General features: G+C 58.9%; 11 protein-coding genes and 2 pseudogenes. 11 read left to right on the forward strand and 2 right to left on the reverse strand.

What is annotated here, in order from left to right; all coding sequences use genetic code 11:
• Together RGCCGE502_RS26560 and RGCCGE502_RS26565 are read left to right on the forward strand one after the other, a co-directional pair.
• Positions 1-1,248 carry a dihydrolipoamide acetyltransferase family protein gene (locus RGCCGE502_RS26560; RefSeq protein WP_016557299.1) on the forward strand — a complete coding sequence of 416 codons (1,248 nt, stop codon included), beginning with the start codon at positions 1-3 and terminating at the stop codon, positions 1,246-1,248.
• A 103-nt stretch (positions 1,249-1,351) separates the two neighbouring features.
• Positions 1,352-2,122, forward strand: a complete 771-nt coding sequence (locus RGCCGE502_RS26565) for an SOS response-associated peptidase (RefSeq protein WP_019280280.1) — start codon at positions 1,352-1,354, stop codon at positions 2,120-2,122.
• A 138-nt stretch (positions 2,123-2,260) separates the two neighbouring features.
• Here RGCCGE502_RS26565 and yghU read toward each other — a convergent pair whose 3' ends face one another.
• Together yghU and RGCCGE502_RS39300 are read right to left on the reverse strand one after the other, a co-directional pair.
• Positions 2,261-3,157 (reverse strand): glutathione-dependent disulfide-bond oxidoreductase, encoded by an 897-nt coding sequence (gene yghU / locus RGCCGE502_RS26570; protein ID WP_016557301.1) that lies wholly within the window; start codon positions 3,155-3,157, stop codon positions 2,261-2,263.
• Positions 3,158-3,268: 111 nt separating this feature from the next.
• A pseudogene (locus RGCCGE502_RS39300) lies at positions 3,269-3,389 on the reverse strand (aminopeptidase P family protein); the annotation flags it as partial.
• Between RGCCGE502_RS39300 and RGCCGE502_RS35765 the strand changes: the two are divergent.
• The 9 genes and pseudogenes from RGCCGE502_RS35765 to RGCCGE502_RS26610 form a co-directional block, all read left to right on the forward strand.
• A pseudogene (locus tag RGCCGE502_RS35765) lies at positions 3,381-3,845 on the forward strand (M24 family metallopeptidase); the annotation flags it as partial. The pseudogenes RGCCGE502_RS39300 and RGCCGE502_RS35765 overlap by 9 nt on opposite strands.
• A gap of 267 nt (positions 3,846-4,112) precedes the next feature.
• Positions 4,113-5,843 carry a putative bifunctional diguanylate cyclase/phosphodiesterase gene (locus tag RGCCGE502_RS26575; protein WP_016557303.1) on the forward strand — a complete coding sequence of 577 codons (1,731 nt, stop codon included), beginning with the start codon at positions 4,113-4,115 and terminating at the stop codon, positions 5,841-5,843.
• Positions 5,844-5,857: 14 nt separating this feature from the next.
• The gene (locus RGCCGE502_RS26580; RefSeq protein ID WP_016557304.1) at positions 5,858-6,355 is read left to right on the forward strand and encodes a hypothetical protein; all 498 of its coding nucleotides are present in this window, start codon (positions 5,858-5,860) and stop codon (positions 6,353-6,355) included.
• Entirely contained in the window at positions 6,352-7,530 is a 1,179-nt protein-coding gene (locus tag RGCCGE502_RS26585; RefSeq protein WP_016557305.1) for a class I SAM-dependent methyltransferase, read from the forward strand. Before RGCCGE502_RS26580 ends, RGCCGE502_RS26585 begins: the two co-directional genes overlap by 4 nt.
• Positions 7,527-9,884: a SpoIIE family protein phosphatase gene (locus RGCCGE502_RS26590; RefSeq protein ID WP_016557306.1), complete on the forward strand. Its 2,358-nt coding sequence runs from the start codon at positions 7,527-7,529 to the stop codon at positions 9,882-9,884. The genes RGCCGE502_RS26585 and RGCCGE502_RS26590 overlap by 4 nt, the downstream gene beginning before the upstream one ends.
• Before the next feature lie 3 nt (positions 9,885-9,887).
• Positions 9,888-10,445: a slr1658 superfamily regulator gene (locus RGCCGE502_RS26595; RefSeq protein ID WP_016557307.1), complete on the forward strand. Its 558-nt coding sequence runs from the start codon at positions 9,888-9,890 to the stop codon at positions 10,443-10,445.
• A 17-nt stretch (positions 10,446-10,462) separates the two neighbouring features.
• Positions 10,463-10,801, forward strand: coding sequence for a slr1659 superfamily regulator (locus tag RGCCGE502_RS26600; RefSeq protein WP_016557308.1), 339 nt, complete (start codon positions 10,463-10,465; stop codon positions 10,799-10,801).
• Between the two features lie 61 nt (positions 10,802-10,862).
• Positions 10,863-12,041 (forward strand): helix-turn-helix domain-containing protein, encoded by a 1,179-nt coding sequence (locus RGCCGE502_RS26605; protein ID WP_016557309.1) that lies wholly within the window; start codon positions 10,863-10,865, stop codon positions 12,039-12,041.
• A gap of 335 nt (positions 12,042-12,376) precedes the next feature.
• A complete protein-coding gene (locus RGCCGE502_RS26610) occupies positions 12,377-12,598 on the forward strand; it encodes a hypothetical protein (protein ID WP_016557310.1) in 222 nt (73 codons plus the stop codon).
• Positions 12,599-12,983 lie beyond the last annotated feature (385 nt).

Raw genomic sequence — 12,983 nt, forward strand, 5'->3', positions numbered from 1 at the left:
ATGGTCGACTTTATCGAGGTTCTCGTCCCCCTCGAACAGGAGGGGACAACGGCCGTTGTTCGCAACTGGCTTAAACAGGCTGGAGAAGCCGTTGCGCAGGACGATCCCCTTGTCGAGATCGAAACCGACAAGGTGACCCAGGAGATACCTGCACCCGTTGCCGGGATTGTCGCCGAAATCCTCATGATGCCAGGCGCCGATGCCGTGCCCGGGGCCGTGTTGGCACGAATTCGGACAGAAGTTGCGATCCCCGGCGACAGGGTCAGTGCCGCACCTGACCACGGATCGACAACGGGTGGGAAATCCGTCGCAAAGGGCAGCAGAGATCGTTTCTCGCCAGCGGTGGGAAGCGCCGCTAAGGAATACGGCATCGATCCGGCAACCATTGCCGGCACCGGCCGGAATGGTCGCGTTACGCGCGTGGATATGGACGTCGCCTTCCAGGCGAGGAAATCGGCGGGCGGCGACGAAACGCCGCCCGGCATTGATCCCAGACAATCTGATCGACCGCCTGCCCGCCATGCGTCGCACATCGTCGCTCACACGCCAATGAGGCTGTCGATCGCGCGTCACATGCTGGAGTCGGTGACAACAGCGCCCCACGTCACGTCTATTTTCGAAGCCGACTTCACTGCCGTGATGCGCCACCGTGACATGTTCAAGGCGGAGTTTGCTGCCGAAGGCATCGATCTTTCCTACTCTGCCTACATCATCATGGCGGTTGTCGAAGCCATGCAGGCGGCGCCTGAGGTCAATAGCCGCTGGCACGATGACCATCTGGAGATCTTCGATAACCTCAACATAGGTATTGGCGTCGCTCTCGGCGACAGGGGGCTGGTTGTTCCTGTCATCCATAACGCGCAGGATCTGGAGCTCGCCGCCGTCGCCGCGAGGCTCCAGGACGCAACCACCAGGGGACGGGACGGCAAGCTCACTAACGCGGACCTGCGCGGCGGCACTTTCACCATCTCGAACCATGGCGTGTCGGGATCGCTTGTCGCTGCCCCGATCATCATCAATCAGCCGCAATCAGCCATCCTTGGCGTCGGGAAGATAGAAAAGCGGGTTGTCGTGCGAACTATCGACGGGACCGACACAATACAGATCCGACCGGTCGCCTATGTCTCCCTGACGATCGACCACCGCGCGTTGGACGCTCATCAGACGAACGCGTGGTTGACCCGCTTCGTCAAGACGCTGGAAGAATGGAGCGCATCGAAACCGTCACATCCAATTCTACGGCAATGAGAGTGCCGCTCAGCCCGCCCTACTGACGTTAACCGATCGCAGCAGTTGGCACCGGTCATGGCCTCGTCTACCGTGATAGCCTTCGAAACGGGATGGGCTGCAAATGTGCAATTTGTATCGCATGGACGACAAGGATTGGGTCAACAAGTGGGCTCTCGACGTCGAGAGCCTCGTCAATCTCATGCCCGCCTATCAGATGAATCCCGATCAGCCCGGCCCGATCGTCAGGAACACCCTTGATGGCCGCAGGCAGCTCGTTCATGCCCGCTGGGGGCTCCCATCCCCTTTTTTCGCGCAGAAGAAAGCTGCCGAAGCTCGTGCCGAAAAGCTCCGGAAGAAGGGTGAAACCGTGGACATGGACGCCCTGATCCGCATGGAGCCGGACCGTGGGACAACCAATGTGAGGCAATTTCATCTGGCGCATTGGAAACGCTGGCTTGGCCGGGAGCATCGATGCATTGTCCCCGTCACGTCCTTCGCGGAACCTGATCCCGCCGCAACGCGCGACGGCGACCGTGTTCCGAATGCGTGGTTTGCACGCAATGAGGAGCGACCCGTGATGTTCTTTGCCGGTCTTCACGTGCCGGGCTGGACAAGCGTGCGCAAAGTCAAGGACGGACTGTCAACCGACGATCTTTACGGCTTCCTGACGACGGACCCCAATGCCGTCGTAAAGCCGATCCATGAAAGGGCGATGCCTGTTCTGCTGCTGACGCAGGAGGAAACAGACATCTGGCTGAATGCGCCTTGGGAGGACGCAAAAGCGCTCGTGCGCCCCGCACCTGACGACGCGATCAGGGTGATCGGACGCGAGCAATGGGGATCGACCATCGTGTCACCCTCCGGGGAGCCGACCGAACCCACAATGCTTTAGTTCAAGCCGGGCAAGGCCCGAGGGATCAATCGTCCGCCAAGACAGCCCCGTTTCCTCCTAGACATTGACCGGCTCCCGGCAGTCCTCCGACTGAAGATATGCTTCGGATCTATCCGTCGCTTCTTGGAGTGGACCGCATCACGCCGCCTTGATCTTGTCCTCGGTCCTGGTGTCGAAATCGGAGGCATCGTGGCGTTCGTGCAGTTGTTCAGACGGGTCGAGGGAGATGCGATTGATCATCCGGCCGCGTTTGACGGCCGGACGTTCAGCGATCTCGTTTGTCCATCGCTGCAGATGGCTGTAGCTCTGCACATCAAGAAATGTGCCCGCATCCCCGTAAGCCCTTCCTAGCGCAAGATTGCCATACCAGGGCCAGACGGCCATGTCGGCGATCGAATATTCGTCGCCAGCCAGATACGCGTTTGCGGCAAGATGGCGATCCAGCACGTCGAGCTGACGCTTGACCTCCATCGAGAAGCGATCGACCGCACATTTTATATGCATGGGGGCGTATGCGTAGAAATGACCGAAACCGCCACCGAAATAGGGCGCGGACGCCATTTGCCAGAAGAGCCAGTTCATGGCCTCGGTGCGCGCCTGATGGTCCTTTGGAAGGAAAGCATCCAACTTGCTTGCAAGATAAAGAAGAATGGCGCCGCTCTCGAAAACACGGGTCGGCTTAGGGGTTGATCGATCCATCAATGCAGGAATTTTCCAGTTTGGATTGATCTCCACAAAGCCTGACCCGAATTGCTCCCCATCTCCGATCCTGATCAGCCAAGCATCGTACTCGGCACCTTCGTGACCTTTTGCCAGCAATTCCTCCAGCATGATGCCTATCTTGACGCCGTTTGGAGTAGCCAATGAATAAAGCTGCAGTGGATGCTTTCCGACCGGCAGGTCCTGATCATGCGTCGCGCCATCGACAGGGCGGTTGATATTGGCGAATTGCCCGCCATCACCCTTCTCCCAGGTCCAGACCTTCGGAAGTTCGTATCCGGCGGGAACATTATTGACGGGAGATCTTTCGGCCATCAAATCAGTGCTTGGTTTTTGAATGGGAGCGGGCGAGGGCGTCGCCTGATAATATGGGTACCACGCGGCATCGCTTGCACAGATTGACGAAGGATAGGTGCGACGGGCAGGTCTGCCGCCGGAATCGACGAGAATAACGTCACCCGCCTCGAGAAACTGCTCGCCGTCCGCTCCATGGGCCAGTGCGGTGGCAGCCGAACGACACGATGCTGAAGGTGGATGAATTGTCGGCGACACCGGCTGCCGCATTGACGGCTATCACTCCGATCTGACACGCACATACGTGCTCGACGGTCCAGCAGGCTGTCTTTGACGCTGCGAAGCGGGATGCTCCCTGCGAAAACCTTGATGCTGCGGCGCGCGCCGTCTTTGCCCGGCATGGCCTCGGTCCTGACTACCGCCTCCCCGGTCTCCCGCACCGCGCCGGCCATGGGCTTGGCCTCGACATCCACGAGGCACCTTTCATCATCAGGGGAAACTGCACACCGCTCGTCAAGGGCATGTGTTTTTCGAATGAGCCATGGTCGTCTTTCCCGGCGCATTCGGCGTTCGTCTCGAGGATTACATCTTCGTGGTACAGGATGGCCCGCACTGGTTCACGCACCGGCAGGCAATCCCTCGGCTGTCTAATCCAGGAGACTTTTATAGGCCATCCTCCGTCCAAGCGCCTGATTCGCCCCCCAAGTGAGGGCTAGGACCGGCCTGCATGAAATCCTTCCTCTGGCCGCGGAAACCGAGATTCGGTTGTCATAGGATGCAACCCTGCCCTGAAACACACGGGGAGCTCGCGTTGCATTGACCGGCCGATCGCCACAAACGTGCAGAATGCTGTGTTAAGGTAGCGTTTTCTGTTGACTGAGACACGGTATACGCTAGCTCTTAAATAAGCTGCCCCGACCGGCAGCATTCAGAAGCCAACACCCCGAGCGCGGCGGGATGAGGAGGTTCAAGCTATATGCCGGAAAACCGTCCGGATTGGCCAAAGCTGGTTCCACAAGGATCCGAATTTTTTCATCGCGCTGCGGCGACGTTCTCGCTCTGGGATCTCGACCTCGTCATTATCGACTGGTCCGACGAACTCACGAAGCGAGAGGGCTTTGATGGTCAATCCACTGCGAAACTATGGGATGTTTATCCGGCGCTCGCTAATCCTCCGATCGCCGCGCTTGTCAGGCATGTCATCGAATCCGGCAGGCCCCGGTCCGTCCGCCTGATGAGGACGACCGACGAGCCCTGCGACCTGTTGCTGCTTCCAGCCAAGGATGGGCTTGCAATCATCGAGATCGACGCCGGTGATCTCGCCGGGGAAACACATGCAAAGGACGACGAGCGGGCGCTCTTGCGGCATCAGGCAACGCACGATGTGCTGACAGGGCTTCCCAATCGCCGTCGATTCAGTGACGAACTCGCACGCCTCCTTCCGACCAAAGGAAGCAATCTCGCGCTGATGCAGATCGATCTGGACGACTTCAAGCCAGTCAACGATACGCTTGGGCACGGCGCCGGCGATATCGTGCTCAAGCTTGCCGCCAACCGCATCCGAAGCGTACTCGGCACAGATGATACCGCCTTTCGTCTCGCCGGTGATGAGTTCGCGATCATTCAGATCGCACAGGGTCAACCAAGCGCAGGAGAGAGACTGGCCGACACACTGGTTGCCGAGTTCAAGAAGCCCTTCGTGGTGGATGGCATCACGGTCTTTGTCGGGGCGAGCGTTGGAATCGCAATCGCACCACGCGACGGCGACGAGGGCGAGCAACTGATGAAAGCCGCCGACGTCGCCCTCTATGCAGCAAAGAAAGAGGGGCGGCGACGCGCACGCACCTTCGATCCGGCGATGCTTCTCGTCCTCGAGCAGCGGGAGCTCTTGAGGCGGAGCCTGCGGGTCGCGCTGCAGCACAAGGAGTTTTTCCTGGAATACCAGCCCCTCGTTGACCGCTGCCGAACGGTCACCGGGTTTGAGGCCCTGTTGCGATGGCGCCACCCAAGGCTCGGCGTCATCCCGCCGATCGCCTTCATTCCCATGGCCGAAGCCGATGGGCTGATGAGCGAAATCGGCCAATGGGTGCTGGAGGAGGCCTGCCGGGCCGCCCTCAACTGGCCGGACCATTATACGGTTGCGGTTAATCTGTCCCCGGCCGAGTTCCTGACGGTGGGCTTTACCGATCGCGTCTCGCAAACGCTCGACCTCGTCGGTTTCCCCGCCGAGCGCCTGGAACTCGAGATTACCGAAACGGTGCTTCTTGAGCGGACGACCAATAATCTGGACACCTTGAACACTCTCAACGTGCTTGGCATCCAGATCTCGCTCGATGATTTCGGGACCGAATATTCCTCGTTGAGTTATCTCAAGAATTTTCCCTTCGACAACATCAAGATCGACAAGTATTTCATCAACGATCTGCTTGATGACGAAAAGAGCCAGACGATCGTTAGATCGATCATTTCCCTGTCGCACGGTCTGGACATGCGTGTGACCGCCGAGGGCGTCGAGACCGCGGAACAGGCGTCCTGGCTCCTTGCAGAGGGATGCGACCGTTTGCAGGGCTACTTCCTGAGCCCGCCGCTGCATGTCGACCGGCTTGGATCGTTCATCCGTCATGGCAAAAAGGCAAGGATGGGCGCAGCCGCGGGCACAACGCGTGCCCAGGATACGCAAATGGCCATCGGCCAGGGAAGCAATTGAAAGGTCCGAATGCAATGAAAGAGCCCGCGTTCGAGCAACTGCTCAAACTCGAAATGGAGATGGCAACCTTCACGGCTGATTGGCTGCATTGCGACCAGCTGTCGAACTATGTCGCCCGAATGGTCAGCCATGACCGGCGCGACCCGTTACGCCACTCCAACCTGCTGTCGTCAGCTCTGAACGAACTTCTCGAGATGTCCTTCCGCTCGGACGTCCAGGATGGTGAACTTGTCTTCGGCTTTTATCGCCACCAGCATGTCGAGCGCATCGAGCTGAGCTTCCCCTGCCCGTCGCAACAGCAACGGCACTATACCGAGGTTGTCGACTCTCTAAAGGATGGGAACAAGCTGGCCGGCTATGTCGAGATCATTGCAGACGAGACGGCGCCTATCGAGCAAGCGGTCCTGATGGGGCTGGCGGTCAATTATGACGCGGGCATCGAGCTGCGGTCGTCGGCTGCCGACACGCTAACCTTCGTCGTGGACTTGCCGCTCGAAAGGTTGCTCAATTGACCGCCAACAATCTTTCGCCGGCCTTCACGACCCAGTTCGACACCAGCAATCAGGAATTTCTCGCCGCGGGCGTCTGCCGCCCTCGCTCCATCGCCGATATCGCCGACGACCTCAGGCTCCTGCGGGATGGCATCGAAACCGTAAAGGGCGTTTTCTATGTCAATCTGAAGCGCGTGACGCATATGAACAGCACGGCCTTTCACGCGCTAACCCGCGTCCTGGTTGACGCGTCACACTCGAGGCCGGAACTCCAGATCGTCGTTGTCGTATCGAGCGTCGTGACTTGGGCAACGCAGATGTTCAGGCACCTCGGCGACCTCTCCCCGAACATTTCGATGGAGATCTACGATTCCGCCTTCTATCCCGGCCAGACCTTCGTCGAGAACCAGAGTTTCATCCCAATTCTGAGAACGCAGACCAAGATGACCTGGCGCCATGAACGGGAAATCCTGCCACGCCACGGCTTGCGTAGCGGCATGGCGATTGCCGACATCTGTTGTGGCATCGGCGATTTCGCGATGCTCGTCAGGAAGGAATTCAACCCAGCCAGAATGGTTGCACTCGATCATTCGATGGCAAGCCTCGACTACGCACGCTCCGTCGCGGAGAAATTCTGCGTCCGGGACATAGAATATACCTACGGCGATGCCTCGCAGATGCTGTTCGAAAGCGACCAGTTCGATTTCGTGACATGCCGCCATTCGCTGCAGATTTTCGACCGGCCAGAACTTCTCCTCAGGGAACTCTATCGGATCTGCAAGCCGGGCGGCCGCGTCTACATCACGAACGAGAAGAACTCCCACTGCCTGGGAGAGCCGCGCGCTGACAGTATCCAGTGGACCTATACCGAGGTCGCCAGGCTGTTTCGTCACTTTGACATGGATGTCGAGATGGGGCCGAAGGGCTCACGCCTGTTGCGGGACGCCGGGTTCGACGATGTGAAGATCGAGAGCTTCATGGTCACCAATCTCGACGGCGATCCTCAGGAGTTCGCTGACATCATCCAGGCATGGGAAGATGTCTATGCCGGCGAAATGGCCGTAAAGCGCGGCGACTCCCCGGATTTCATCGAGCGTTTCAGGCAGGGGTTCGCTGATCATATCTTCGCCGCCCTCCATCCGCGCGGCTATGCCGGCTGGCCGATCTGGGCCGCATCTGGACAAAAGCCACTATGACGGAAACCGCTGGCAGGCAACGCCTGGGACTTCGGTCGTTTCGCACGAAATTCATCATCGTGGTCGGTGGTGCGGTGCTGTTCGACCTTCTCGTCAGCGGCGGTCTCGCCCTGTGGAACGTGCAGCGATTGTCAAGGGACGCGACCGCACAAGTCGGTCAGGGCCTGGAAAAGGCAAGCCAGGATTATATCCGCACCTCCACGGATTCGACGGCCGCGCAGGTCAGCCTGCTTCTTGGCCAGGTCCATTCCGATGTGAAAGCACTCGCAGGCGTTCTGCAAGACCAGATCGATCAGCCGACCAGGAATAATGCGGTTGGCGCCGCGATGGCAGGTGCCGAACCCAATGGGGTGACGGTTGCCTACGACGCGACGGGCAACTGGGCACAGAACCTTCCCGGGTCCCCCTCCGTTGTCAGTGTCTGGGGCTATCTCCTCGACAAGGACCACCGTCCACTGCCCAGGGTCCAGGCCGACATCGAAACAAGCGCCGTGCTTGATCTCGTTGCGCCGAACCTCCTGCGGACGGGCGCATCGAAACTGCAGATGTACTACATCGGCCCGAAGGACCGGCCAATCTTCAGAACCGCGCCCTATACGGATCAGGCGCAGACGTTCGACCGCCTCTATCCGAAACATAATGACCAGAACTTCTGGGATTTCTTCTTTCCCGGCCTATACGAGTCATGGGAACGGTGGGCGCTTGATCCCGCGTCTCGTCCAGCTCCAGACAACATCACGCAAACTGCGCCCTATACTGACGCCATTACCGGCAAGCTGATCGTCAGCTTCTTCCATCCTTTGTGGACGCCGGATCGTCGCGGCGTCGCCGGGACGGCCGGCGCCGACATCACTCTCGACCAGCTCGCCGAAGTCGTCGAGCATGTGAAGGTGGCAGAAACCGGCTTCGGTTTCCTCACCATGTCGAACGGTAATGTCGTGGCTATCAATTCGGCTGGCGAGAAGGTGATGGGCCTGCGGGCGGCGAATGAAGCGACCGGCACCGGCGTAACCGGGCTTGACCGTTCCCTGCCAAAGAGCTCGCAAAAGGCCGTCGCCTCTCTGCCGCTTGACGAAGATGGAAAGGTCCAGCGCATCTCGTTGACGGAAAACGGCGAGGACGTGCCCTATCTCCTTGTCACCAAGCAGCTTACCCCATCCAATCTGTGGGTGGACGGTCCGGTCAAGCGCGAAGCCATGTCACTCGGCATCGTCGTTCCCGAGCGAGAGATTTACGCGTCCCTTATCGCGGCCAGGGAGCAAATCACCAGGGCCACCAATCGTATCCTGATCTACCAGGTGCTTGCGGTCCTCATCTCGCTTCTGATTGTCACCGCCGCGGTCTTTGCCGCATCGAAGCGCATTACCGGCGGCATCAGTGCGCTTGCGGCAGCTGCCAGGCGCATTCAGGCCAAGGACTATTCCGTCAGGGTCGACATTCGTACCAAGGACGAGGTGGCAGAGGCCGGGCTCGCCTTCAATCGAATGGCCGAACAGATCAGCTTCCACACCGAGAACCTCGAAAACATCGTGGCCGAACGGACACGGGAGATCGAAGAGGCCAAGGAGGAAATCCAGGCTCTGAACACGCAGCTGAAGAGCGAGAACCTGCGTCTCGGCGCGGAGTTGGATGTCGCAAGACACATTCAGATGATGGTCCTGCCGCGCGCCGCCGAACTCGGTGCCGTCGAGCACCTGGAAATTGCTGCCTACATGCGTCCCGCAGACGAGGTCGGAGGCGACTATTATGACGTGCTGCAGAGTGGCAGGAGCCTGAAAATCGGTATCGGCGACGTGACCGGTCATGGCCTGGAGAGCGGGGTGCTGATGCTCATGGTGCAGTCTGTGGCTCGCGCATTGCTGGAGGCTGGAGAAACGGATCCTTCAAAATTCCTGGCCCATCTGAATAGCGCGATCTTCAAGAACATCGAGCGGACGAGAACCGACAAGCACCTTACATTGTCCTTCCTGGATTACGATGGCGACCGCCTGACGATCTCGGGACAGCATGAAGACTTGATCGTCATTCGCCAGACCGGCGAGGTCGAGCGCATCGATACTGGCGATCTCGGATTGCCGGTCGGGCTGGAATCCGACATCACGCCATTCGTCGACACGCGCGAGATCTCGTTCGAGAAAGGCGACCTGATCGTGCTCCACACGGACGGGGTGACCGAGGCCGAAAATTCCAGTGGGGAATTGTTCGGCATCGACCGGCTTTGCCAGAGCGCGCGTCGTCTGCACGGTCAATCGGCCGAGGAGGTCAAGGACGGCATCATCGACGGCCTCATGGCCTATATCGGAACGCAAAAAATTCATGATGACATCACGCTGGTTGTGATGCGGCATAGGTGATAGATGACGACCGTGCTTTTTGGACAGGAATATCTGGCGTCGCCGGAGATAAACCACTCCGTTCGACTGCGTCTGCTTGACGGCCCGCTTGATCTTGCCTGGAAACACTCCGGCATGACGTCGGACTTCATTGCAGAAATGATGACGCCGAGATTTCGCCCATCAAAGCGGCTTTACAACCAGCTCCGACAAGATATTGGCTATCTTGCAAACGAGTTGATCGAAAATGCCATCAAATTTCGCAGCCGCGGCGAGGTGGTCGTGGAGGCGCTGGCGCAGTCGGACTGCTTCCGGTTGCGCGTGTCCAACCTCGTCGACCGCGAAACCGCCGACAGGTTTCAGCAATTGCTCACAACCGTAACGAGCGGTGATCCTGGCGTGCTGCTCATCGAGCAGATCGAGGCCAGTGCGACCGCGACGAGCGGGAATGCGTCTGGTCTCGGCCTCCTGACGCTGATGAGTGACTACGAGGTGCAGTTTGCCTGGCTTTTCGAAGGCGAGGATGACTCCGGGCCGACCAGGATCCAGATCTATGCCGCAATGGCAATTCCCCCGTCCTGAAACATCAAAGGTGCTGAATGGAGATTAGAGAAGAAGCATACCGCGTCTGGTCCGAGGGCGGCACCGTCTATTTCGACGGCACGATGAGACTGGCCGGACCCGATGCCTATGCGCCAGTCCATGCGCTTGCGATGAAAGCTATTGAAGAAGGTGGCGGCAAGACTACCTTGGATCTGACCGGGCTTGAATTCCTCAACTCTTCAGGGATAAATTTGCTTGCTAAACTGACAATAGAAGCGCGCAAGCGTCCGGAGCTGCATTTGACGGTGCTTGGCTCGTCTCAGGTGTCCTGGCAGATGAAATCCCTGCCGAACCTGAAGAAACTGCACCCGGGCGTCGATTTGAGGATGACGTAGGGTGTAAACTGTTCAGGACCGGGCGAGGATGGTCCTTGCCTGGTTCGTCAAGGAGGCATGATTGCCGGACAACGGACCATCACGAGCAGCCCCCCCGCCTGGAAGTGAGGGCCAGCGGGCCGAAGAGAGCAAGACGACCGGGATCGAACGTCGCCGGTTTCCGCGTGAGGAAAAGCCGCCGGAGCCGCTCCCTCCGCCCTCGGTCCTGAAGCCGCTCCGCTTCACCACGCGGGAATTCGAGCCGGCCCGGCAGTTCTCTGCCTGGCAGGCATATATGGCGCCGTTGGTCGATGTGCGACTGCCAGACAGTGCCCCGCCCCAACCGGGCTTCATTGCCGACCACGCAGCGTGGAACCTGGGCGGAATGCTGGTTGTTCAACAAACGGCCCCGGCACATAGTTTTCTGCGCCTGGAGGCAAAGGTCCGGTCAAGCCTCATGGACCACTGGCATGTCATGGTCGTGCGCAGTGGAAGGACATGGACCGAAGTCGACGGTCGCGTCTGCCATGGCGAAGCAGGCAAGGTAGAGTTGCGAACCCTCGGACATCCTTTCCGCGGCCGTTCGACGGATGCGCAGATCCTCTCTCTCTACCTGCCGCGGGAACTGCTCTATCTCACCTCCACCGAGATCAAGAACAACACGACGCTGTCGGGAACGCGCACAACCCTGCTGATCGATTATCTTGACGGGCTCGAGGAGAAACTTGCTCAATTGTCGGAGACGGATCTTCCTCACGTGGTGCAGACGGTCCGTGATATGATCCTGACCTGTGTGTCGCCGTCGGCGGCGGACCATCCTTCGGCAGAACTGCCGTCGTCCCCACCTTTGAAGGAACGGGTTTTCCGTTTCGTCCAGGCCAATCTGACGGCTGACGACCTGACGACAGAGCGAATATGTCGCGAACTCGGGGTTTCACGGACCAGGCTTTACCAGGCTTTCGAGCGCGACGGCGGCGTCCATCACTATATTCAGCGACGGCGCCTGCTCTCTGCTCACGCTGCTCTCAGCGATGCTGCCAACCGACAGCAGATCATCGATATCGCCTTTGCCGCCGGGTTCTCCTCCGCCGCCCACTTTAGCCGGGCCTTCAACAAGGAATTCGGTTACACCCCGCGCGAAGCGCGACATATCGTCGTGCCTTCCTATCTCGGACAGGCGGTCGAACCGGTCTCCGGGGTCGAAGGCGCAGATTCCTTTGACAAGTGGCTGAGGTCACTTGGCCATCGCAATCGGGACTAACGGCACTTCCGTTTCAAAAACGCAGCGAGTTAGGACGCGGGGGTCAGCTCGCCGTCGCTCCGCCTGTTGCTGCTATTGAGCGTAAGCAGGCAACCTGTCCATGGCCACGGGGTCGGCTCAACCCAAGGAGCCCGACTTACCTTCCCCATCCAAAATTATGATTACCTGGGGTTGCTACTTCAGAAATGGACGCTGCTGCAAGTTTCCGGATGCTTGGCTAACGACAAGGGTCGGGTAAGCCTCTAAAAATCAAGCATAATCAAGTGCAGGCAGCGGAGATGGAGTGCACGGCAAATGCCCTCCGATCAATAAGGCAACTTTCAGAGGCACACGCAATGGACCCGACCAATCCTACGATCCAGATTAACAATCCTCATTATGCTGCGAATGATCCGTATCGCGTAGTCGAGCGCGAGGAAGTGCTTGCACAGGCTTTCCAAGCCTTTGTACAGCGCGCCGTGGGTGCCGGCTGGAAGGAAGCAGAAGTGGCACTGACGTTGGCAGACATTGCCGATGATTATGTCATGGCACTCGCTCGAAGGGTGAAGGCAAACTAGTATCGCGTAGCATTCGCGCCCTGCTGGGGAGGGCGCGAGTATGCCGGACCCTTTGGGTCGGCCCGAGTGCCTGCCGCTTCGCGCACCATCGCGAAGCGGCAAGTTCATTTTTGGGGCACCTATCTGGCAAGCGCCCTGACCCTTCCTGCAGGGTTGACGCCCAGTGGTGGCCACTATAAGACGCAGCATCGAAACTTGTTTGCCGATATTTGTTTTTGCTGCGCTCGGCGCTTCGTAACGAACTTCCCCTCTCACAAGTCGAAAAGCACCCAGCGTGTGGCCAAGATCACGCGGGAAGGAACAAGTTTCCCGATACGAGGTTCAGTCACTCGTTAAGGCGACGTCCCTGAAGCAGAAGTTGGCGGCAGAGAACAGGCGAGGCTGC

It is taken from the genome of Rhizobium grahamii CCGE 502, assembly GCF_000298315.2.
Lineage (GTDB): Bacteria > Pseudomonadota > Alphaproteobacteria > Rhizobiales > Rhizobiaceae > Rhizobium > Rhizobium grahamii.

Bases quoted from the DNA above. Each gene is read 5' to 3' on its own strand.
- RGCCGE502_RS26560 (WP_016557299.1), top strand. From the start codon at position 1: ATGGTCGACTTTATCGAGGTTCTCGTCCCCCTCGAACAGGAGGGGACA.
- RGCCGE502_RS26565 (WP_019280280.1), top strand. From the start codon at position 1,352: ATGTGCAATTTGTATCGCATGGACGACAAGGATTGGGTCAACAAGTGG.
- yghU (WP_016557301.1), bottom strand. From the start codon at position 3,157: ATGGCCGAAAGATCTCCCGTCAATAATGTTCCCGCCGGATACGAACTT.
- RGCCGE502_RS26575 (WP_016557303.1), top strand. From the start codon at position 4,113: ATGCCGGAAAACCGTCCGGATTGGCCAAAGCTGGTTCCACAAGGATCC.
- RGCCGE502_RS26580 (WP_016557304.1), top strand. From the start codon at position 5,858: ATGAAAGAGCCCGCGTTCGAGCAACTGCTCAAACTCGAAATGGAGATG.
- RGCCGE502_RS26590 (WP_016557306.1), top strand. From the start codon at position 7,527: ATGACGGAAACCGCTGGCAGGCAACGCCTGGGACTTCGGTCGTTTCGC.
- RGCCGE502_RS26595 (WP_016557307.1), top strand. From the start codon at position 9,888: ATGACGACCGTGCTTTTTGGACAGGAATATCTGGCGTCGCCGGAGATA.
- RGCCGE502_RS26600 (WP_016557308.1), top strand. From the start codon at position 10,463: ATGGAGATTAGAGAAGAAGCATACCGCGTCTGGTCCGAGGGCGGCACC.
- RGCCGE502_RS26610 (WP_016557310.1), top strand. From the start codon at position 12,377: ATGGACCCGACCAATCCTACGATCCAGATTAACAATCCTCATTATGCT.